We start from the raw sequence: 19,356 nt of genomic DNA, 5'->3' as shown, positions 1-19,356 counted from the left end.
CCCCCGCTGTCGGCCCCGGACGGGCCTTGTCCTCAAACGCCGGACGGGCTGGGATGCCCGGACCGGGCTGAGTCTGATGGGTCGGGATGGATGCCCGGACCGGCGCTGAGAGGGCGATATGTCGGGGGCTACCCTTCAGGTGTGACCAAGGAGCAGAAGCCCGCCACCCCGGAGACCGTCCGTCCGGAAACCGTCGAACCTCGTCCGCGGAAGCTGACGTATGCGGCGTTGCTGACCGCCTTGGAGGGGGCGGCGCTTGCCGTCGGGGGTGTCTGGGTGCTGGTGCTGGGGCTCGCCGGGGAACCGGACGACCGGCAGCAGGCGGTCACGCTCGGCGTGACGCTGATCGCTCTCGCCCTGCTGCCGTTGCTCGCCGCGCGGGGGCTTTTCGGCCTGCGCAGCTGGAGTCGTGGGCCGTCCGTCATCACCCAGATCCTGGCGCTGCCGGTGGCCTACAGCCTGCTTCAGGCCGACAGCATCGCCATCCCGGCGGGGATCGCGATCGCCGTGGTCGCGGTCGCCACGCTCGTGCTCCTGATCAACCCCGCCACCACCAAGGCCCTCGGGATCCGGGGGCCCGGCGGTACTCAGGACCAGAAGTAGCGGTCGGCTCAGCGAGCCGTCACTCCTCCACCAGGAGCTTCTCCCGCAGCTGCGCCAGCGTGCGCGCCAGCAGCCGGGACACGTGCATCTGCGAGATGCCGACCTCCTGCGCGATCTGCGACTGGGTCATGTTGCCGAAGAAGCGCAGCAACAGGATCCGCTTCTCGCGCGGCGGGAGGTCCTCAAGGAGTGGCTTGAGGGACTCGCGGTACTCGACGCCCTCCAGCGCCTCGTCCTCCGCGCCCAGGGTGTCCGCGACCGCCGGGGACTCGTCGTCGGTGTCGGGGACGTCCAGGGACAGCGTGGAGTACGCGTTGGCGGACTCCAGGCCCTCCAGGACCTCCTCCTCCGAGATCGCCAGCTTCTCGGCGAGCTCATGCACCGTGGGGGAACGGCCGTGCTGCTGGGACAGCTCGGCCGTGGCCGTGGTGAGCGCGAGACGCAGCTCCTGAAGGCGCCGCGGGACACGCACCGCCCAGCCCTTGTCACGGAAGTGGCGCTTGATCTCGCCGACCACCGTCGGGGTCGCGTACGTCGAAAACTCCACACCCCGGTCGGGATCGAACCGGTCGACCGACTTGATCAGGCCGATGGTGGCGACCTGGGTGAGGTCGTCGAGCGGCTCGCCGCGGTTGCGGAAGCGGCGCGCGAGGTGTTCGACGAGCGGCAGATGCATCCGGACCAGCTGGTTGCGCAGCTCCGCGTACTCCGCGCTGCCGTCCTGAAGCTTGCGCAGCTCGAGGAACATGGCGCGCGCCCCGCTGCGGTCCTGAGGGTTGTGCTGCGTGGCCTGCGCGCTGTGCGCGCCCATCGCCTCGTCGGCGTGTCGCTCGTGCTCGCTCATCGTCCCGCCCGTCGCCCTCTCCCGAGCATTCGCCTCCGCCCCCACTCTCGGCTTCGAACGAGCTGGGGAACCTCCATGGACAGGGGAGACCCCGATCCGCCCGCCCAGAGGCGCGCCCTGCACGGCACCTGCGTCCTCCCGTCCGTCGCCCAGGAAACCGGCCTCCACGGAGTCGTCCTCCGGGTGCGGCCGGGCCTGCTCGGGGATGCCGTCGATGCCGTCCGCCATGCGTCGGGAACCGCTCGGGCCCGCGCCCGGACTCTCGGCCGCGCCCGAGCAGGGGGGAGTGGTCTCCGGCAGCTCCCGTGTGCCGCGCTCTTCGTCCCGCACCGGCCCGTCCCCGTTCCTCACGCCGGCCCGGGTCCCGCGCCGCGCTGTTTGTAGAGGCTGATCGAAACGGTTTTGTCCTCGTCCACGGCGGAGGAGACCTTGCCCGCGAGGGCGGACAGGACGGTCCAGGCGAAGGTGTCCCTGGAGGGGGCGTGGCCGTCCGTGGTCGGGGCCGAGACGGTGACCTCGAGTGAGTCGTCGACGAGCCGGAAGACACAGCTGAGCACCGAGCCGGGCACGGCCTGCTGGAGCAGGATCGCGCAGGCCTCGTCCACCGCGATGCGGAGGTCCTCGATCTCGTCGAGGGTGAAGTCCAAACGGGCCGCGAGGCCGGCAGTCGCCGTACGCAGCACCGACAGGTAGGCACCCGCGGCCGGCAGCCGGACTTCCACGAAGTCCTGGGTCGCGGGCTCGCCTGCGATCTGGGACACCCTCACCTCCAAGGTGGTACAAGCTTCTCGGGGCCGAGGGTCGCCCCCCGGGGTAACGCGATGTGTGGTTCAGCGGTGACGCTATCGCGCTCTTAACTTTCCTGTCCCCAGGACCCCAACCCCTTGCTGTCACTCATAGTAAACACACGGATACGCTCCGTGGCTAGGGGGTCTGCGGGCCCAATTGGGAAGAGCGCGCGCCGGTTTGACGTACCCAGGCGTCAGACGGTCGAACCGTCCGGATCCCCGGGCGTCCAGCGTACGTCCCCGTCACACCAGTACGTGGTCGACGAAGCACCAGCGCCAGGCCTCGCCCGGCTCGAAGGTACGCATGATGGGGTGGCCGGATTCCTTGTGGTGCTCCGTGGCGTGGCGTCCCGGCGAGGAGTCGCAGCAGCCGACGTGACCGCAGGTGAGGCACAACCGCAGCTGCACGGGGTGCCAGCCCTCGGCGAGACAGGTGGGACATGTCTCGTTGAGCGGGCCGGGCTCCGGGTGCGGCAGCGCGTCGGCGTGCGTGCACTGTTTCATGATTGCCAGGTTACGACGGCCACGCGCGCACCCGCGCGGAAAAACGAGGTCGGGCGGCGGCGACGATGAGCGAGGGCGGGAGAAGAGTGATGAACGGGGTCGCCGGCAGGGCGGCGCGCGGACCGGCGCGAGCGGTGGGCGGGCCCGGGCCCGTGGCCGCCGGTGGGCGTGAGACGGGGGTTGCCGCCGGCGGGCTGCTCGTGATGACTGGGGGGCGTCGGAGCGGTGCGGGCGAGGGTGGGCGAGGCGTATGGATGTGATGCCGCTGTTGTTGCTGGTGGCGGGGAGTGCCATCGTCGCCGCGGCGGCGCGGCGCACGCCCGTGCCGGCGCCGCTGCTGCTGGTCGCGGCCGGGCTCGCGGTGTCGTATCTGCCCGGGGTGCCCGAGTACACGCTCGACCCGCACATCGTCCTGCCGCTGGTGCTGCCGCCGCTGCTGCACACCGCGGCCACGGACAGCTCGTACCTCGACCTCCGGGCCCAGCTGCGGCCCGTGATGCTGCTCTCGGTGGGCTACGTCCTGTTCGCGACCTTCGCCGTCGGCTGGCTCGCCTATCTCGTCGTACCGGGGTTGCCGCTGACCGCGGCGCTGGTGCTGGGCGCGGTCGTGGCGCCGCCGGACGCGGTCGCCGCGACGGCGGTCGCACGGCGGGTGGGGCTGCCGTCCCGCATCACCACGATCCTTCAGGGCGAGTCCCTGGTGAACGACGCCACGGCGATCACCGCCTACCGGGTGGCCCTCGCGGCCGCCGTCGGGGAGGGCGCCACCTGGGCCGGAGGCATCGGCGAGTTCCTGCTCGCGGCGTTCGGCGGCGTCGGCGTGGGCCTGGTGCTGATGGTGCCGATCCACTGGCTGCGCACGCATGTGAAGGAAGCCCTGCTCCAGAACACGCTCTCCCTGCTGATCCCGTTCGTCGCGTACGCGGTCGCCGAGCAGGTGCACGCCTCCGGTGTGCTGGCGGTCGTGGTCGTCGCCCTGTACCTGGGCCACCGCGCGTGGGAGGTCGACTTCGCCACCCGGCTCCAGGAGGAAGCGGTGTGGAGGATGGTCGCGTTCGTGCTGGAGTCGGCCGTGTTCGCGCTGATCGGGCTGCAACTGCCGGTGGTCCTCAAGGGCCTCGGCGAGTACGAGGGCATGCGCGCCGCCTGGTACGCGATCGCCGTCTTCCTGATGGTCGTCGCCTCGCGGTTCGTCTGGGTGTATCCGGCGACCTTCCTGCCGCGCATCCTGTCGGCGCGGATCCGGGAGCGCGAGGCGAACCCGACGTGGAAGGGCCCGTTCATCATCTCCTGGGCCGGAATGAGAGGCGTCGTCTCGCTCGCGATCGCCTTCTCGATTCCGCTCACGGTGCACGGCGGCGAGGAGTTCCCCGAGCGCAACCTCATCCTCTTCCTGACCTTCACCACGGTCATCGGCACGCTCGTCGTACAAGGAGTGACGCTGCCGTCGCTGGTCCGCGTGCTGAAGCTCCCCGGCCGTGACGAGCAGGCCGAGACCCTCGCCGAGGCGAACGCCCAGGCGCAGGCCTCCCGCGCCGCCGAACAGCGTCTGGAGGAACTCCTCTCCGACGAGCGCAACGCCCTCCCCGAGTCGCTGGCCGACCGTCTGCGGGCCGTCCTGGAGCGCCGCCGCAACTCCGTCTGGGAGCGCCTCGGCCAGTCCAACCCCATCACCGGCGAGTCCGTCGACGACACCTACCGCCGGCTGTCCCGCGAGGCGATCGGCACCGAACGCACGGTCTTCGTGCGGCTCCGGGACGGCCGCTACATCGACGACGAGATGCTGCGCACGCTGCTGCGCAGGCTGGATCTGGAGGAGGCGGCGGCCTACCGGGAGACGCAGTGAGCCGGGGTCACCCGTCGAAGGGGGTCCCGGTGACGACGGCCGCCACCGTGGTGCCGGCCGGGAAGGCCCCTTCCTCCGCCAGCGCGACAACTCCATACAGCAACTTGGCGACATAGAGACGTTCGACGGCCAGTCCGTGCCGCTCCTCGAAGGCCTCGGCGAAGGCGTCCAGTTCGGGAGCGGTCCGGGCGTAGCCCCCGAAATGGAAGCGCTCGTCCAGCCACCAGTCACCGCGGGGCCCGCCGAACGCCTCGCCTTGCAGGCGCCGCACCTCACCGCCCAGGAAGCCGCCCTTCAGGACCGGCACGCCCAAGGCCCGCTGCCCGGGACCCAGCCCGGCGGCGAGCCCCGCCAGCGTCCCGCCCGTACCGCAGGCGACGGCGACCACGTCGGCCCGTCCGCGCAACTCCTCGCCGAGTGCCCGGCACCCTCGTACGGCGGCCGCGTTGCTCCCGCCTTCCGGTACGGCGTACGCGTCCTCGGCGCCGATGTCACGCAGAATGCCGGCCAGCGTCTCGGGCTCGGTCTTGCGGCGATACGTCGACCTGTCGACGAAGTGGAGCCGCATACCGTCGGCCGCGCATCGCGCCAGCGACTTGTTGAGGGGCCGCTCCGCCAGCTCCTGCCCGCGCACCACCCCCACCGTGCGCAGGCCGAGGAGACGGCCCGCGGCGGCGGTGGCGCGCAGGTGGTTGGAGTAGGCGCCGCCGAAGGTGACGACCGTACGGCGGCCCGCGGCCGACAGGTTCGGTACGAGCTTGCGCCACTTGTTGCCGATCAGCTCCGGGTGGATCAGATCGTCCCGCTTGAGCAGCAGCCGCAGCCCGCGCCGTGTGAACCGGTCGTCCGCGAGCTCCTGCACGGGCGAGGGGAGTCGCGGGAGCGGGCCGGCGACATCCGGCATGGCGTCGTGGCTGGTCACCACGCCATTGTCACCCCTCCAGGGCCCGGCCCTACGCCAGCCGGTCCCGAATCCTCGCCCGCATCGCGGCCATCGTGAACCCCCGCGGGTCCACCTTCCCCGGCTGCCACTCCAGATGTCCGATCACCGACCGCTCGGTCCAGCCGTGATGGCGGCAGATGGCGGCCGAGACCCGTTCGATCGCCGACAGCTGGGCTTCCGGCCAGGGGTCCTGTCCGTCCCCGAGGTTCTCGCACTCGAAGCCGTAGAAGTGACGGTTGCCGTCGGTGTTGGCCTCGTTGTCGGGCGGCAGTGCCGTCTCGGCGATGACCGCGCGCAGTACGTCGTCGTCGCCGAGGCCGGCGTGATTTGCGCGACCGTAGCCGACCAGGTGCACCCGGCCGTCCTTGGTGATCACGCCGTGGCACAGCGGGCCCGGCAGTCCCTCGTAGCCGTTGCGGCACAGTTCCACGGTCTGGGCGCTGCCCTTGGTCACCGTGTGGTGGATCATCACGCCGTGGACCGGGCCCCACGGCCCCACGTGGTTGCGGTTGTGGTGTTCCCAGTCGCCCACTTCGACGACCGTGGCGCCCTCCGCCTCGAGTCTCTCCAGGAATCTGCTCGCGGACATGGGTGTGGCCATGGCCGCGCCTCCTTCACGCCGTGCGCCGGCCGCCGTTCGCGACCGACTCGTACCGGTGCTCTACCGAAAACGGGCAGACGGGACTCCTCGAATCGCACGCTGTGCGAGTCGTTTCGGACACCGCAGGAGCAGCTCGACGGAAGCCGTACCGCTGGACAAGGTCCCTCTATTTGCCCAGCCTTCAGTGATCCATTCCCGCTCTTTCGGGTAATAGCACCGGCACGCTCCGTGATGGAAAGCTCGACCGCGGAGATCGCGATGCCTGGCGCCAGATCGGCGTCGTGCATGACGGGAGGGCAATTCCTTATGTCGGTAGGCGAAGAGGTCCGCACGGAGCAGGGCAAGCCGCAGCAGAGTCTCGGCACGGCGGCCGCGCGGAACCTGGCCACCACGACCAAGTCCGCGCCGCAGATGCAGGAGATCAGCTCCCGCTGGCTGCTGCGCATGCTGCCCTGGGTGAACGTTCAGGGCGGAACGTACCGGGTGAACCGGCGACTCAGCTACGCCGTCGGCGACGGCCGTATCACGTTCGTGAAGACCGGCGATCGCGTCGAGGTCATCCCGGCCGAGCTGTGCGAACTGCCGGCGCTGCGGTCCTACGACGACGAGGACGTGCTCTCGGAGCTCGCCCAGCGGTGCCAGCAGCGGGAGTTCGCGGCGGGCCAGGTGCTCGCCTCGTTCGGCAGCCCGACCGACGAGGTGTACCTGCTGGCGCACGGCAGGGTGGAGAAGCTCGGCACCGGCCCCTACGGGGAGGACGAGTCCCTCGGCGTCCTGGCCGACGGCGCCTACCTCGGTGAGCAAGCGCTCCTCGACTCCGACGCCATCTGGGAGTACACCGCCCGCGCGGTCACCGCCTGTACGGTGCTCGTCCTGCCCCGCCAGGACGTCGAGCAGGTCGCGGAGCGCGCCGAGTCGCTCCAGGGGCATCTGGAGGAGCTGCGCGCGATCCCGCAGCAGCGCACCAACAAGTACGGCGAGAAGGAGGTCGACCTCGCGGCCGGCCACAGCGGCGAGCCGGACATCCCGCACACCTTCGTCGACTACGAGGCCCGGCCCCGTGAGTACGAACTGAGCATCGCCCAGACGGTGCTGCGCATCCACTCGCGCGTGGCCGACCTCTACAACCAGCCGATGAACCAGACCGAGCAGCAGCTCCGGCTGACCGTGGAGGCCCTGAAGGAGCGGCAGGAGCACGAGCTCGTCAACAACCGTGAGTTCGGGCTGCTCCACAACTGCGAGTACGACCAGCGCCTCCAGCCACACGACGGGGTGCCCAGCCCCGACGACATGGACGAGCTGCTCAGCCGTCGGCGCGGCACCAAGCTGCTGCTCGCCCACCCGCGCGCGATCTCCGCGTTCGGGCGTGAACTGAACAAGCGCGGTCTGGTCCCCGAGACCATCGAGGTGGCCGGCAACCGCATCCCCACCTGGCGCGGGGTGCCGATCTACCCCTGCAACAAGATTCCGGTCACCGAGGCCCGTACGACCTCGATCATCGCCATGCGTACCGGCGAGGCCGAGCAGGGGGTGATCGGGCTCCAGCAAGCGGGCCTCCCGGACGAGATCGAGCCGAGCCTGTCCTGCCGCTTCATGGGCATCAACGAACAGGCCATCATCAAGTACCTGGTGACGGCGTACTACTCGGCCGCGGTCCTGGTGCCGGACGCCCTCGGCGTGCTGGAGAACGTCGAGATCGGCCGCTGGCGGTGACACTGCCGCCCACTCTCGCCACCGGTACGCCGTGTCCCGTGCCGTCGCCGTGGGTAAACCCTCCGGGTAGGCGCCCAGCCGTACCGGAAGTGCCACTGTCCGCCGACTCTCCGAGGCGATGCCATGGGTGAGTTCATGACGGAGACGCAGCAACGCCCTACCGGGGCGCGGCCGTCCGCCGAGACGCTCGGAGGGCCGAGGTCGGCCGCGGTCGAAGGGGACGGCGGTGGGCCGGGCTCGCCCGACGGTGTCGAGGCGACGGTGATCCTGGAGCGCGCGCGGGCCTCGGTCGACCCCGAACTGCGAGCCGCCGTGGAGTCGTTGCCGCCGTCCCTGCGCCGGATCGCGAGCTACCACTTCGGCTGGGAGCACCCGGACGGCACTCCGGCGGCCGGCAACGCGGGCAAGGCGATCCGTCCCGCCCTGGTCCTCACGGCGGCCGCCGCGCTCGGCGGACCGAGGGCACGGGCGGCGGCCGTACCGGCGGCGGTCGCGGTGGAACTGGTCCACAACTTCACGCTGTTGCACGACGACGTGATGGACCGGGACACCACCCGGCGGCACCGTCCCACCGCCTGGACCGTGTTCGGCGAGGCCGACGCGATCCTCGGCGGGGACGCCCTCCAGGCGCTGGCCCTGCGGCTGCTCGCCGAGGACCCGCACCCGGCGTCCGCCCCGGCCGTGGCCCGGCTGGCGGACTGCATCGTCGAACTGTGCGCCGGTCAGCAGGCGGACACGGCGCTGGAGAAACGGAAACCGGGCGAGGTCGGCCTGGCCGAGGTGCTCACCATGGCCGAAGCCAAGACGGGTGCGCTGCTGGGATGTGCGTGTGCCCTGGGTGCGCTGTACGCGGGGGCGGCGGCCGAGGACGTGGCGGCGCTGGACTCGTTCGGCCGTGAGGCCGGGCTCGCCTTCCAGCTCATCGACGACGTGATCGGCATATGGGGCGACCCGCGCCACACCGGCAAGCCGGCCGGTGCGGATCTCGCCGCCCGCAAGAAGTCCCTGCCGGTCGTCGCCGCGCTGACCTCCGGCGGTCCGGCGGCGGCGGAACTGGCCGCGCTGTACGAGACGCCGTACGACAAGGAGGACCTTCAGCGCACCGCGCTCGCCGTCGAGCGGGCCGGTGGCCGTGACTGGGCGCAGGCCCAGGCCGCCGACCGGATGGCGAGGGCCATGCAGGAACTGGCCCGAGCCGTGTCCGACCCGCGGGAGGCGGGCGGACTGCTGGCACTGGCGGAGTTCGTGACACGGCGCAGCAACTGAGCGCACGTCAGCAGACCCCGCACCGAGGTGGCACCACCGGATCGCCCTCCCTCCGAGGAACCGGCGGTCGTCGAGGCTCCGGAGCTCCCGGGCCGTACGGTTCCTGACCCCGTACGGCCGGTGGGTGGCTCCGGAACGGCGGGTCCCGCACATCCCCACGGTGTGCGGGGCCCGCCCCTGTGTACCGGTGCGTTCGCGCGGGGCACGGGCGGGATCTCGACAAACTGGCCCCAGGAACGTCACGCCATCCCCATTCCCCCTACGATCAAGGCGGGTTGACACGAAGGGGCGGGTACACATCATGGGCGTCGCGATCCGGACGGCGGGCGAGGAGGACCGGGAGCTGGTGGTCCGGCTGCTGGACACGGCCTTCCAGGACGATCCGGTCAGCGGCTGGGTGTTCCCGGGCGAGGAGTACCGCCGCAGCACCCATTCCCGGCTGATGGCGGCGTTCACCGACATCGTGCTCGCCCACGGTCGGATAGACGTCACCGAGGACGGCACGGCGTGCGCGCTGTGGATGTCCGTGCCGGCCGACGCGCACGGCCAGGACGAGGAGGGCCCCGCCCGGCTGCGCGAGGCCGTCGACCCGGGGAACGAGCGGGTCGAGCAGATAGGACGGCTGACGGCGGCCATCCACCCGGAGGGCCGGGCCCACGAGTACCTGTGGATGATCGCCACGGCACCCGGACACCAGGGCGAGGGCCTCGGCTCCGCACTCATCACCTCGGTCCTCGACCGCTGCGACGAGGAGGGCGTGGCCGCCTACCTGGAGGCGAGCAGCGCCCGCAGCCGCCAGCTGTACGAACGCCTGGGCTTCGAGCTGGAGGGCGACCCCCTCGACCTGCCGGACGGCCCCAGGATGTGGCCGATGTGGCGGGAGCCGCGCGGCTGAGTGGCCTACGTCGCTGACCTGCCTACGTCGCTCGGGCACGATCAGCTGCACCAGTTCGTCGGGCACGCGCCCCAGGGCAGGGCGTCGGCCAGTGCGTAGGTAGCTCCAGAAGCTCCAGAAGCTTCAGGAGCAGCCCAAGCAGCAGCCCAAGCAGCCCAAGCAGCCCAAGCATCGCAGGACAGAGCTCGGTGATCAGGCGTCGCGGTGGATCTCGCTGCCCTCCCACCGGCTCGCCGCCCGCCGACAAGGACCGGACCGGCCCTCCCCGCCCCTGCGCGACAACGCCGACCCGCCGCTCCGGATCGCCCGCCATCGCCCGCCATCCGGAACCTCCTTTCTCACTTCACCCCGGTCACGGAAACGACCCCCGAATACCCTTGCAACCACTACAGACGACGTACTACAACTGAAGCACTACAACCAGAGTGGTTCTTCGAAACGCCCGCGCACCCCACGAAAAGAGACCAGCTTGCGCAAGCTCACCTACTTCATCGCCTGCTCGATCGACGGCTTCATCGGTGATCCGGCCGGCGACGCCACGGCGATGTACGCCTTCGTCGACGAGGAGTTCCTGGGGTTCCTCAAGGAGGAGTACCCGGAGACCGTGTCGACCCCCGGCCGCCGTGCCCTCGGCTTCGACGATGTGGCCAACCGGCGGTTCGACACGGTCATCCAGGGCCGGGCCAGCTACGACCTGGCCCTGAAGGAGGGCCTTACCAGCCCGTACGCCCATATGCGCCAGTACGTCGCCTCCCGCACGCTGGCCGAGTCGCCCGACCCGCAGGTCGAGATCGTCTCCGACGACGTGGTCGGCAAGGTCCGCGAACTGAAGGCGGAGGAGGGCGAGTTGGGGATCTATCTGTGTGGCGGCGCCCAGCTCGCCGGCGTGCTGTCGGACGAGATCGACGAGCTCGTCATCAAGACGTACCCCATCGTGTTCGGCACGGGCATGCCGATGTTCGGCTCGGACTTCGCCGTCACCCAGTTCGCCCTCGAAGGGACGCGGACGTTCGGCAACGGGGCCGTGGTCCGTACGTACAGCAGGAAGCGCTGAGCCGTATCCCGCCCTACTCTGAGGACATGGGCAGCGAACAGCACGTCTGTCCCGACTGCGGACAGCCCCTGGAAATGGTCGTCAAGCGGCACAAGACGCTGGGCGCCTGGGTCCCCACCTGGGTGGACGGCCCGTGCAGGAACCCCGACTGCGCGGCGCACCCCGAAGACGGCGCCGAGCACGAGGAGAAGCGCGAGGAGAAGCACGAGCAGCCCGTGCAGTCCGAGCAGTCCGAGCAGACCGGAACCCCCACCGCGAAAAATTCCTGAGCACCGTGTCGAGAAGCCAGGCCCGGCTCCGACGTCCCCTGTGAGAGCCGCCCACCGAGGGCGGCCGACGGAAGCAGAAGGAGCGGACTGATGAAGTACCTGGTCATGGTGCAGGGCACGCAGGCGGACTACGAGGCGATGCAGGGCAAGGGGTCGGCGAACTCCGTGGCCTGGAGCCAGGAGGACGTCCAGGCGATGTACGCCTTCATGCAGGCCCTCAACGACGACCTCGCCGAGAGCGGCGAGATGATCGACGGACAGGGGCTGGCCGAGCCCGCGAAGACCCGGCACGTCACCCTGGGCGACGACGGCAAGACGGTGATCACCGACGGGCCGTACAGCGAGACCAAGGAACTGCTGGCCGGTTACTGGGTGCTGGACTGCGCGAGCCTGGAGCGGGTCACGGAGATCGCCGAGCGCGTCCTCGCCTGCCCCCAGCCCGCCGGAGCCCCCACCTACCCCGTGGTGATCCGGCCCATCGACAACGGCTCCGGGGAGGTCTGACCCCGGCCGTGAGCCGTCCGACCGACATCGAGGACCTGCTGCGCCGCCACGCGCCGCAGGTCCTCGGCGCGCTGGTGCGACGGTACGGCCACTTCGACACCGCCGAGGACGCCGTACAGGAGGCCCTGCTCGCCGCGGCCGAGCAGTGGCCGCGCACCGGTGTCCCGGACAACCCGCGCGGCTGGCTGATCAGGGTCGGCGCACGCCGGCTGACCGATGCCCTGCGCGCGGAGGAGGCACGCCGGGCCCGCGAGGAGAAGGTCGCGGCGCTCGCGCCACGGGACGCCTTCACCGCACCGCCGCCCGGCGCGGACCGCGCTCCACGCGAGGACGACACCCTCACCCTGCTGTTCCTCAGCTGCCACCCGAACCTGACCCCGCCCGCCCAGACCGCCCTCACCCTGCGTGCCGTCGGCGGTCTGACCACCGCTGAGATCGCCCGTGCCCACCTGGTCCCCGAGGCCACGATGGCCCAGCGGATCAGCCGGGCCAAGCAGAAGGTCCGCGGGGTGCGCTTCGGGCGCCCGGACAACTGGGAGGACCGTCTGCCCGCGGTGTTGCAGACCCTGTACCTGATCTTCAACGAGGGCTATACGGCGACCTCGGGCACGAGCCTGCAACGGCGGGAGCTCGCCGGCGAGGCGATCCGGCTGACCCGTGAGGTGCACCGGCTCCTCCCGGACCACGGCGAGGTGGCCGGCCTGCTCGCTCTGATGCTGCTCACCGACGCCCGCCGGGACGCTCGCACCGGACCGCACGGGGAACTCGTCCCGCTCGACGAACAGGACCGCGACCGCTGGGACAAGGCCGCGATCGACGAGGGCGTCGCCCTGGTCACCCGGGCCCTGCGCCGGGGCCCCGCCGGCCCGTACCAGCTCCGCGCCGCCATCGCCGCCGTACATGACGAGGCCCCGTCCGCGGCGGAGACCGACTGGACGGAGATCCTCGGCCTCTACGACGTCCTGGTCCGCCTCGTCCCCGGGCCCGTCGAGCGCCTCAACCGCGCGGTCGCCGTCGCCATGGTCCACGGCCCGCGGGCCGGCCTCGACGAACTGGCGTCACTGGAGGACGAGTTGGGTGCCGGGCACCGGCTGGACGCGGTCCGCGGGCATCTCCTGGAGCGGGCCGGCGCCCCCGAAGAGGCACGCGCCGCCTACGAGACCGCGGCCGAAAAGGCCCTGAGCCTGCCGGAGCAGCGGTATCTGCACGCGCGGGCGGCACGGCTGAGGCCGTAACCTCGCGCCATGCCCGAACAGACGTACATCCTGCACCTCACCGAAGGCTCCCTGTGGGAGGCGGCCCGCGAGCGCGGGACGTACGAGATGTCGACCCGTGGCCGCACGCTTCAGGAGGAGGGCTTCATCCACTGCTCGACCCGCGCCCAACTCCCGTCCGTGGCGGCCTTCCTGTACGGCTCCTACGACGGCCCGGACGAACTGGTCGTGCTGGTCGTGGATCCCGCCCGGCTGGACGTGCCCGTGAGGTACGAGGCGCCGGAGCCCGGGGGCGAGGAGTTCCCGCACGTGTACGGGCCGATACCGGTGGACGCGGTGGTGGATGTGGCGGGGTGGCGATGACGGGCCGACGCCGGTTATGGCGGCGGGTCGCGGCGGCGTGGTTGGGCGTCGTGGTCGTGGCGGGCGGGCTGACGCTGTGGCTGCGGGACTCGGCCGAGCCGCCCGAGCCGCACGTCCGGGAGGAGGCGAGTCCGACGCCGTCGCTTCCGGAGGGGTGGGAGTCGGCGTGCGCGGGTGCCGCCGGGCCCGACGGGAAGGGTCAGGCGCTCTGCATCATCAGGACCCGCTAGGGCCGGGCAGTCCGCCGGTCCGCGGATCGCGGCCCGTCAGGCAGTACGTCCCGCCCGCCGGATCGCGCATCACCGTCCAGTGGGCGCCCTGGGCGACGAAGACCGCGCCCAGCTCCTCGTGCCGGGCGCGGGTCGCCGCGATGTCCGCGCAGGCGAGGTCCAGATGGGCGGAAGCCGCACGTTCCCGGTCGAGCCGCTGGAGCAGGACGCGCACCGGCAGCCCGGCCGGCGGCCGTAGTACATGGAACTCGGCCAGGGAGCCGGCCGTCGACTCCCAGCCGTCCAGCAGTCCGCTCCAGAAGGCCACTTCGGCGTCGTAGGCCGACGGCGGTACGTCCAGACAGACCTGGTCGAGCCGGCTGCCACGCACCACCGGCGGGCGCACCGCTTCCCCCTGCCAGGGCACGGCACAGAACAACTGCCCGGCGGGCGACCGCAGTACGGCCCACCCGTCGTGCTCGGCGGCGAGATCCGCACCCAGCCCGAGCGCCGACTTCACGAAGTCCGGTACGTCGTCCACGGCGAAGTCCGGATGCGCGCCCCCGGGACCCGAGCCGACCCCCTGTGCCTTCACGCAGGCGTCCGCCCCGCCGCCCGGCAGCAGGGTCACGAACTCGCCCTGATCGCCCCGGAGTTCGGACAGCTCGGTGTCCGTCACGGCCGTCCAGAAGGCGTTGGCCCGGCCGAACGCCGCTGCGGGGCGGTCGATGAACGCGTAGGTCCAGCGGATGCTCATGGGGCGATCGTAGATCCGCCGACGCGCTCGCGGGCTCGGCAGTCGTACGGGCGGCCCGAACGTCACCACGGCTGCTTCGCAGGACCCTCACCAACCGCGCGCCACCTTCTGGGGAGTGCTTTGCCATCAGTTCGTCCCGCATTGGTCCGGGCTTGTTCGCATGGGGGAATGGACCACATCACGTTCCTGGTGGCGGTCGTCATCGTGACGGCCCTCGCCTTCGACTTCACCAACGGTTTCCATGACACGGCGAACGCGATGGCCACCTCCATCGCCACGGGGGCGCTCAAACCGAGGACGGCTGTGATCATCAGCGGCGTGCTGAACGTCGTCGGAGCCTTCCTGTCCACGGAGGTCGCCAAGACGATCTCCGGCGGCATAGTGGACGACACCCTCGTCACGCCCGGCATGATCTTCGCGGGGCTGGTGGGGGCGATCCTGTGGAATCTGCTCACCTGGCTGGTCGGGCTGCCGTCCAGTTCGTCCCACGCGCTGTTCGGCGGGCTGATCGGGGCCGTCTGGGTCGGTGCGGGGTCGCACGGTGTGCACTTCGACAAGGTTGTCGAGAAGGTGCTGATCCCGGCGGTGGCCTCGCCGCTGGTGGCGGGTCTCGCGGCGCTGCTGGCCACGTACCTGGCGTACAAGCTCACGGCCCGGGCCCGCAAGGAGTCCGTCACCAAGGGCTTCCGGGTCGGTCAGATCGCCTCGGCCTCGCTGGTCTCCCTGGCCCACGGCACCAACGACGCGCAGAAGACGATGGGCGTCATCACGCTGACCCTGATCTCGGCGGGCGCGCTCGGCCATGACGCGGGCCCGCCGCTGTGGGTGATCGCCTCCGCGGGTCTGGCGATCGGTCTCGGCACCTACCTCGGCGGCTGGCGCATCATCCGCACCATGGGCAAGGGCCTGACGGAGATCCAGTCCCCGCAGGGCTTCGCCGCCGAGACGGCCTCCACCACGGTCATCCTCACCTCGGCCCACCTCGGCTTCGCCCTGTCCACCACCCAGGTCGCCTCCGGCAGCATCCTCGGCGCCGGACTGGGCCGCCGGCTCGCCGAGGTCCGCTGGGGCGTGGCCGGCCGCATGCTCGTGGCCTGGCTGATCACCCTGCCGGCCGCCGCCCTGGTCGGCGGTGTCTCCGCGAGCGTGGTCACGCACGGCGGCACCTTCGGTACGGCCGTGGTGGCGCTGGTCGGTGCCGCCGTCGCCGCCGGCATCGTGCTCGCCTCCCGCCGCAACCCGGTGTCCGCGCACAACGTCAACGACACCCACGAGGTCACGATCCGCGGCACCGAGCCGGCACCGGTCCGTACCGCCGCCTGAGCCGACGACCGCCCGAGAACAAGGGGAGTTCACACCAATGAACCTCGACTGGAGCGCCCTCGGCCAGGTCGCCGCGGTGAGCCTCGCCGTCACCGTGGCGGTGGTCGCCGTCTTCGCCCTCGGCGTGCTGGGCCTGGCCCGCTACGAGGGGGCACGCGCGGAGGGCGGCGGCACCTCCACCCTGGGCCTCGCCCAGGCCGGGCTGTGCTTCCTGGCCTGCGCCGCGGTGGTGGCGTACGGGATCTATCTGATCGTGCCGCAGTTCCACTGACCGTGCCGGGAACGGAGGAGGTCCGCGCCTCGGCTCAGGCCTCCTCCGCCGGCCCGATCCGCTCGTACACGGTCACCCGCCGCCCCCGGTCCCGTACGTCCGCCACCACCCTGAAGCGCTCCTTCAGCACGGCGGCCTTCGCCTTGTCCCGCTTCGCCGTCACCGCCCGCGCCACCTCGGGCACATCGGTGACCAGCAGTATCCGCCGCTGGGCCAGCATCGCGGCCCGTATCCGCGCCGGACTCGCCTCCTCGCCCTTCAACGTCCCCGACGCCGCCGGGCTCTCGGCCAGCGCCAGGTCCCGCAGTCCGGCGAAGTCGCCGGGGGAGACCAGGGCGGTGTCGCGCCGGGCCGCCGGTACGAAGACCACCGCGTCGCCGGGCTCCTTCAGCCGCCGTACGTCCGCCGCGACGGCCAGGACGTCGTCCACCCGGCTCGCCGGGGAGCGCTTGGCCAGCGACTGCGGCAGCAGCGCCACCGCCACCAGCGCGACCACGCCCGGCACCAGCCACGCCGACGCCCTCGGGAAACGGCGCCCGGCCACCCGTGCCGCCGTACCCAGCGCCGCGCCGATCAGCAGGGCGAGACCCAGCATGCTGAACAGGATGTAGCGGTCCAGGAAGAGCGGCCGGACCAGGGAGAGCCCCAGCAGGCCGAGCTGCGGCACCGCCAGCAGCGGCAGCCCGACGGCCGCGAGCGACAGGCGCCCGGCGTGCGGCCGGTCCCCCAGGGCGCCGAGACCGCCGAGTGCCAGCAGGACCGCCGGGCCGATCAGCATGTGCCAGGTCAGCGGCGGGATCCAGGAGACCTGTTCGGCCTGGGTGCGGCTGAACAGGATCAGCGGCAGTACGGCGGCCACCGCGGCGGACGCGGCCACCGCCCAGCGTGCCCCCGTGCGCCGCCCGGCCCGCGTGCGGACCAGCGTCGCCAGGTGGGCGGGCAGGATCAGCAGCGACAGCCAGTTCAGCAGCCCGCACACCGCGACCGTGCCGCCGTACGCGATCCAGTGCACGGCTCGGCCGCGCCGTTCGAGGACGGTCACCAGCAAGAGCGTCGAGATGCCCGCCCCGGCCGCGACCAGGGCGTACGGGCGCCCCTCCTGGAGATGGAACTGCACGGCCGGGAGCAGGCCGAACACCAGCCCGCCCGCCAGGCCCACCCGGACCCCGGCCAGCCGGCGGCCGATCTCCGTCACACAGACCGCGGCCACCGCCATGGCGAGCACGGAGGGCAGCCGCAGGCTCGTGGTGCCGGCCCCGAAGACGCTGAAGACCCCGTGCATCAGCAGGTAGTAGAGGCCGTGCACGGCGTCGACCTGCCCGAGCATGTGCCAGATGTCCTCGGTGGACCGCCGTGCCACCTGCCAGGTCGCGGCCTCGTCCCGCCACACGCTGTGCTGCCGCGACAGCCCCCACAGCCCGAGAGCGAGGGTCCACAGCAGGGGGATCGGCCAAAGGGGTGGGCGGCGCCTCAAGCGAGCGTTCTCCAAGGGATCGGCGTTCCATCGGCGGGGGCCGGGCCGCCGGGAGATGTGCTCCCCCTCGCGCGCTGCCGCCGAGCATGCCGAACGTCGCCTCGGTATCGCGGGCCGAGTCGAGATCTGAGTGCCGCTCAGTTTCCCCCGTGCGTCCACCCGTTCTGCCCGTTCTGGAGTTCGAACGAACAGATGGACAAGCCAGAACCTACGGGACGTGAACGACCGGCGGCCACCTCGCGCCGCGTGAACACAATCACCGCGAACTCACGGAACCTTGAGCCCGTCACACCGTCGGGGAACGCCGAAGGGGCCCGACCGGCGAACCGTTCGAGCCCCTTCCTGAAGCCAAAGAACCTTGGATCAGGCCTTCTTGGTCTCCCAGAAGATCTTGTCGATCTGGGCGATGTAGTCCAGCGCCTTCTGGCCGGTCGCCGGGTCGGTGGAGCCCTTGGCGGCCGAGAGGGCCTTCAGGGTGTCGTTGACCAGCTGGTGCAGCTCCGGGTACTTCTCGAAGTGCGGGGGCTTGAAGTAGTCGCTCCAGAGCACCGAGACGTGGTGCTTGGCGAGCTCGGCACGCTGCTCCTTGATGGTGGTGGCGCGCGCCTGGAAGTGAGGGTCGTCGTTGCCGGCCATCTTCTCCTGGATGGCCTTCACCGACTCCGCCTCGATGCGGGCCTGGGCCGGGTCGTACACACCGCAGGGAAGGTCGCAGTGTGCGCTGACCTTGACCTTGGGGGCAAACAGGCGGGAAAGCATGGAGCATTCCTTCCTCGTGATCGTCTTCTCAGGTGGGACATTACTCCCTGCAAGACGGGTTTTCGCGGGTGCCCCCATGGGCTTAGGACAAAAGTCCGGGGTGAGACTGAAACTGGTGGAGGACCCTACCGGGGAGGTGCCGGGGATGCCGGAGTTGTCGCAGGAGACCGAGCGCGGGCGGGCGGACCGGCCCTTCGGGTGGGCCGAGGTGACCGGACCGTCGATGGTGCCCACGCTGTATCACGGTGACCTGCTCGTGGTGCTGCACCGGGGCCGGATCCGGCCCGGTGACGTGGTGGTGCTGCGGCATCCCTTCCAGCAGGACCTGCTCGTGGTCAAGCGGGCCGCCGAGCGCCGCGAAGGCGGCTGGTGGGTACTCGGGGACAACGCGTATGCCGGGGGCGACAGCACCGACTACGGAATCGTGCCGGACGAGCTGGTCCTGGGCCGGGTCCGGCTGCGCTACCGGCCGCGCAAGCCCGATCAGCGCTCGCCGTTCGCTTTGGCGCGCTGGGTGCTGTCGGCGGTACGGCTCGTGTCGGCCGACCGGTCGGCCTCCAGGCGCTTGCGGGCCCGGTAGGCGGCCACGTTCGCGCGGGTCGCGCAGCGGTCGGAGCAGTAGCGCCGGGAGCGGTTGGTGGAGGTGTCGAGGTAGGCGTTGCGGCAGGGCGACGCCTCGCACAGGCCGAGCCGGTCCACGCCGTACTGGGTGAGGTGGAACGCCAGACCCATCGCCGCGATGGCCGCGTAGCCCGCGGTCGCGTTCGACGGGTGATCGGCGAGGTGCATGTGCCACAGGGGGCGGCCGTCGTCGTCCCGGAAGTCATGGCCGGAGATCTGTGGGCTCACCGGGAACTCCAGCAGGAGCGAGTTCAGCAGGTTCACCGCCAGCACCTCGTCGTCGCCGTCCGCCGCCTCGAACACCGCCCTCAGCCGCGCCCGCACGGAACGGAAGCGGGTGACGTCGCTGTCAGTGGCACGGCGGGCCGCCTCCTGGCTGACGCCGAACAGGTCGCGGACGGCCTCGACCGAGGTCAGCGAGTCCGTACCCCGGGCCGGGTCCTCGCTGTTGACGAGTCGTACGGCGTAGTCCGAGTAATAGGCCAGTTCCACTTGTAGTCCTTACGGAGGCGTTCTATCGTCGGGGTGCGGTCGG

23 protein-coding genes are annotated in these 19,356 nt (G+C 71.3%); 14 read left to right on the top strand and 9 right to left on the bottom strand.

Annotated features, from left to right (window positions below; translation table 11 throughout):
* Positions 1-141: 141 nt before the first annotated feature.
* A complete protein-coding gene (locus tag ACIQWG_RS19265) occupies positions 142-603 on the top strand; it encodes a hypothetical protein (RefSeq protein ID WP_404096943.1) in 462 nt (153 codons plus the stop codon).
* 19 nt (positions 604-622) lie between these two features.
* Here ACIQWG_RS19265 and ACIQWG_RS19260 read toward each other — a convergent pair whose 3' ends face one another.
* From ACIQWG_RS19260 to ACIQWG_RS19250, 3 genes are all read right to left on the bottom strand, one after another.
* A complete protein-coding gene (locus ACIQWG_RS19260) occupies positions 623-1,777 on the bottom strand; it encodes an RNA polymerase sigma factor SigF (protein ID WP_404096940.1) in 1,155 nt (384 codons plus the stop codon).
* A gap of 17 nt (positions 1,778-1,794) precedes the next feature.
* A complete protein-coding gene (locus tag ACIQWG_RS19255; protein ID WP_004925829.1) occupies positions 1,795-2,208 on the bottom strand; it encodes an anti-sigma regulatory factor in 414 nt (137 codons plus the stop codon).
* Positions 2,209-2,478: 270 nt separating this feature from the next.
* Positions 2,479-2,739 carry a UBP-type zinc finger domain-containing protein gene (locus ACIQWG_RS19250; RefSeq protein ID WP_404096937.1) on the bottom strand — a complete coding sequence of 87 codons (261 nt, stop codon included), beginning with the start codon at positions 2,737-2,739 and terminating at the stop codon, positions 2,479-2,481.
* Between the two features lie 250 nt (positions 2,740-2,989).
* On the opposite strand from ACIQWG_RS19250, the gene ACIQWG_RS19245 reads away from it, so the two are divergent.
* Positions 2,990-4,585 carry a Na+/H+ antiporter gene (locus ACIQWG_RS19245; protein ID WP_404096934.1) on the top strand — a complete coding sequence of 532 codons (1,596 nt, stop codon included), beginning with the start codon at positions 2,990-2,992 and terminating at the stop codon, positions 4,583-4,585.
* Between the two features lie 7 nt (positions 4,586-4,592).
* Here ACIQWG_RS19245 and ACIQWG_RS19240 read toward each other — a convergent pair whose 3' ends face one another.
* Together ACIQWG_RS19240 and ACIQWG_RS19235 are read right to left on the bottom strand one after the other, a co-directional pair.
* Positions 4,593-5,489, bottom strand: coding sequence for a 1-aminocyclopropane-1-carboxylate deaminase/D-cysteine desulfhydrase (locus ACIQWG_RS19240; RefSeq protein ID WP_404097723.1), 897 nt, complete (start codon positions 5,487-5,489; stop codon positions 4,593-4,595).
* A 49-nt stretch (positions 5,490-5,538) separates the two neighbouring features.
* Positions 5,539-6,129 (bottom strand): N-acetylmuramoyl-L-alanine amidase, encoded by a 591-nt coding sequence (locus ACIQWG_RS19235; RefSeq protein WP_404096931.1) that lies wholly within the window; start codon positions 6,127-6,129, stop codon positions 5,539-5,541.
* A 306-nt stretch (positions 6,130-6,435) separates the two neighbouring features.
* On the opposite strand from ACIQWG_RS19235, the gene ACIQWG_RS19230 reads away from it, so the two are divergent.
* From ACIQWG_RS19230 to ACIQWG_RS19190, 9 genes are all read left to right on the top strand, one after another.
* Positions 6,436-7,842, top strand: a complete 1,407-nt coding sequence (locus ACIQWG_RS19230; RefSeq protein ID WP_404096928.1) for a family 2B encapsulin nanocompartment shell protein — start codon at positions 6,436-6,438, stop codon at positions 7,840-7,842.
* Positions 7,843-7,965: 123 nt separating this feature from the next.
* On the top strand, positions 7,966-9,108 hold the full coding sequence (locus tag ACIQWG_RS19225; RefSeq protein ID WP_404096925.1) for a family 2 encapsulin nanocompartment cargo protein polyprenyl transferase: 1,143 nt from the start codon (positions 7,966-7,968) through the stop codon (positions 9,106-9,108).
* A gap of 301 nt (positions 9,109-9,409) precedes the next feature.
* On the top strand, positions 9,410-10,003 hold the full coding sequence (locus tag ACIQWG_RS19220; RefSeq protein ID WP_404096922.1) for a GNAT family N-acetyltransferase: 594 nt from the start codon (positions 9,410-9,412) through the stop codon (positions 10,001-10,003).
* A 469-nt stretch (positions 10,004-10,472) separates the two neighbouring features.
* Complete coding sequence (locus ACIQWG_RS19215; protein WP_404096919.1) at positions 10,473-11,057, top strand: dihydrofolate reductase family protein; 585 nt, start codon at positions 10,473-10,475, stop codon at positions 11,055-11,057.
* Between the two features lie 26 nt (positions 11,058-11,083).
* The gene (locus tag ACIQWG_RS19210) at positions 11,084-11,326 is read left to right on the top strand and encodes a hypothetical protein (RefSeq protein WP_404096916.1); all 243 of its coding nucleotides are present in this window, start codon (positions 11,084-11,086) and stop codon (positions 11,324-11,326) included.
* A gap of 90 nt (positions 11,327-11,416) precedes the next feature.
* A complete protein-coding gene (locus tag ACIQWG_RS19205) occupies positions 11,417-11,830 on the top strand; it encodes a YciI family protein (protein WP_404096913.1) in 414 nt (137 codons plus the stop codon).
* Between the two features lie 8 nt (positions 11,831-11,838).
* Positions 11,839-13,065 (top strand): RNA polymerase sigma factor, encoded by a 1,227-nt coding sequence (locus ACIQWG_RS19200; protein WP_404096910.1) that lies wholly within the window; start codon positions 11,839-11,841, stop codon positions 13,063-13,065.
* A 9-nt stretch (positions 13,066-13,074) separates the two neighbouring features.
* A complete protein-coding gene (locus ACIQWG_RS19195; protein ID WP_404096907.1) occupies positions 13,075-13,407 on the top strand; it encodes a DUF952 domain-containing protein in 333 nt (110 codons plus the stop codon).
* Entirely contained in the window at positions 13,404-13,637 is a 234-nt protein-coding gene (locus ACIQWG_RS19190) for a hypothetical protein (protein WP_404096904.1), read from the top strand. The genes ACIQWG_RS19195 and ACIQWG_RS19190 overlap by 4 nt, the downstream gene beginning before the upstream one ends.
* On the opposite strand, the gene ACIQWG_RS19185 is transcribed toward ACIQWG_RS19190, so the two are convergent.
* On the bottom strand, positions 13,624-14,373 hold the full coding sequence (locus ACIQWG_RS19185) for a VOC family protein (RefSeq protein WP_404096901.1): 750 nt from the start codon (positions 14,371-14,373) through the stop codon (positions 13,624-13,626). The genes ACIQWG_RS19190 and ACIQWG_RS19185 overlap by 14 nt on opposite strands.
* A 168-nt stretch (positions 14,374-14,541) precedes the next feature.
* Between ACIQWG_RS19185 and ACIQWG_RS19180 the strand changes: the two genes are divergently transcribed.
* Positions 14,542-15,696, top strand: coding sequence for an anion permease (locus ACIQWG_RS19180; protein ID WP_404096899.1), 1,155 nt, complete (start codon positions 14,542-14,544; stop codon positions 15,694-15,696).
* A 37-nt stretch (positions 15,697-15,733) separates the two neighbouring features.
* On the top strand, positions 15,734-15,967 hold the full coding sequence (locus ACIQWG_RS19175; protein ID WP_404096896.1) for a hypothetical protein: 234 nt from the start codon (positions 15,734-15,736) through the stop codon (positions 15,965-15,967).
* Between the two features lie 34 nt (positions 15,968-16,001).
* Here ACIQWG_RS19175 and ACIQWG_RS19170 read toward each other — a convergent pair whose 3' ends face one another.
* The gene (locus ACIQWG_RS19170) at positions 16,002-17,456 is read right to left on the bottom strand and encodes a glycosyltransferase family 39 protein (protein ID WP_404096893.1); all 1,455 of its coding nucleotides are present in this window, start codon (positions 17,454-17,456) and stop codon (positions 16,002-16,004) included.
* Between the two features lie 348 nt (positions 17,457-17,804).
* Positions 17,805-18,200, bottom strand: coding sequence for a superoxide dismutase, Ni (gene sodN, locus ACIQWG_RS19165; RefSeq protein WP_010040396.1), 396 nt, complete (start codon positions 18,198-18,200; stop codon positions 17,805-17,807).
* Positions 18,201-18,345: 145 nt separating this feature from the next.
* Here sodN and sodX point away from each other — a divergent pair, with 145 nt between their 5' ends.
* Positions 18,346-18,780, top strand: a complete 435-nt coding sequence (gene sodX, locus ACIQWG_RS19160) for a nickel-type superoxide dismutase maturation protease (RefSeq protein ID WP_404097721.1) — start codon at positions 18,346-18,348, stop codon at positions 18,778-18,780.
* Here the strand turns inward: sodX and ACIQWG_RS19155 are convergent.
* Positions 18,684-19,313: a CGNR zinc finger domain-containing protein gene (locus tag ACIQWG_RS19155; RefSeq protein WP_404096890.1), complete on the bottom strand. Its 630-nt coding sequence runs from the start codon at positions 19,311-19,313 to the stop codon at positions 18,684-18,686. The two genes, sodX and ACIQWG_RS19155, sit on opposite strands and share 97 nt — an antisense overlap.
* Positions 19,314-19,356: the final 43 nt, after the last annotated feature.

Source organism: Streptomyces sp. NPDC098781 (assembly GCF_044759995.1).
GTDB lineage: Bacteria > Actinomycetota > Actinomycetes > Streptomycetales > Streptomycetaceae > Streptomyces.
The sequence above is the reverse complement of the archived record's forward strand: the minus strand, read 5'-3'. Positions and strand labels throughout refer to the sequence as shown.

Excerpts from the sequence above, each read along its gene's own strand:
- ACIQWG_RS19250 (WP_404096937.1), bottom strand. The coding sequence starts at position 2,739 with ATGAAACAGTGCACGCACGCCGACGCGCTGCCGCACCCGGAGCCCGGC.
- ACIQWG_RS19245 (WP_404096934.1), top strand. The coding sequence starts at position 2,990 with ATGGATGTGATGCCGCTGTTGTTGCTGGTGGCGGGGAGTGCCATCGTC.
- ACIQWG_RS19240 (WP_404097723.1), bottom strand. The coding sequence starts at position 5,489 with ATGCCGGATGTCGCCGGCCCGCTCCCGCGACTCCCCTCGCCCGTGCAG.
- ACIQWG_RS19235 (WP_404096931.1), bottom strand. The coding sequence starts at position 6,129 with ATGGCCACACCCATGTCCGCGAGCAGATTCCTGGAGAGACTCGAGGCG.
- ACIQWG_RS19230 (WP_404096928.1), top strand. The coding sequence starts at position 6,436 with ATGTCGGTAGGCGAAGAGGTCCGCACGGAGCAGGGCAAGCCGCAGCAG.
- ACIQWG_RS19225 (WP_404096925.1), top strand. The coding sequence starts at position 7,966 with ATGGGTGAGTTCATGACGGAGACGCAGCAACGCCCTACCGGGGCGCGG.
- ACIQWG_RS19220 (WP_404096922.1), top strand. The coding sequence starts at position 9,410 with ATGGGCGTCGCGATCCGGACGGCGGGCGAGGAGGACCGGGAGCTGGTG.
- ACIQWG_RS19210 (WP_404096916.1), top strand. The coding sequence starts at position 11,084 with ATGGGCAGCGAACAGCACGTCTGTCCCGACTGCGGACAGCCCCTGGAA.
- ACIQWG_RS19205 (WP_404096913.1), top strand. The coding sequence starts at position 11,417 with ATGAAGTACCTGGTCATGGTGCAGGGCACGCAGGCGGACTACGAGGCG.
- ACIQWG_RS19195 (WP_404096907.1), top strand. The coding sequence starts at position 13,075 with ATGCCCGAACAGACGTACATCCTGCACCTCACCGAAGGCTCCCTGTGG.
- ACIQWG_RS19190 (WP_404096904.1), top strand. The coding sequence starts at position 13,404 with ATGACGGGCCGACGCCGGTTATGGCGGCGGGTCGCGGCGGCGTGGTTG.
- ACIQWG_RS19185 (WP_404096901.1), bottom strand. The coding sequence starts at position 14,373 with ATGAGCATCCGCTGGACCTACGCGTTCATCGACCGCCCCGCAGCGGCG.
- ACIQWG_RS19180 (WP_404096899.1), top strand. The coding sequence starts at position 14,542 with ATGGACCACATCACGTTCCTGGTGGCGGTCGTCATCGTGACGGCCCTC.
- ACIQWG_RS19175 (WP_404096896.1), top strand. The coding sequence starts at position 15,734 with ATGAACCTCGACTGGAGCGCCCTCGGCCAGGTCGCCGCGGTGAGCCTC.
- sodN (WP_010040396.1), bottom strand. The coding sequence starts at position 18,200 with ATGCTTTCCCGCCTGTTTGCCCCCAAGGTCAAGGTCAGCGCACACTGC.
- sodX (WP_404097721.1), top strand. The coding sequence starts at position 18,346 with ATGCCGGAGTTGTCGCAGGAGACCGAGCGCGGGCGGGCGGACCGGCCC.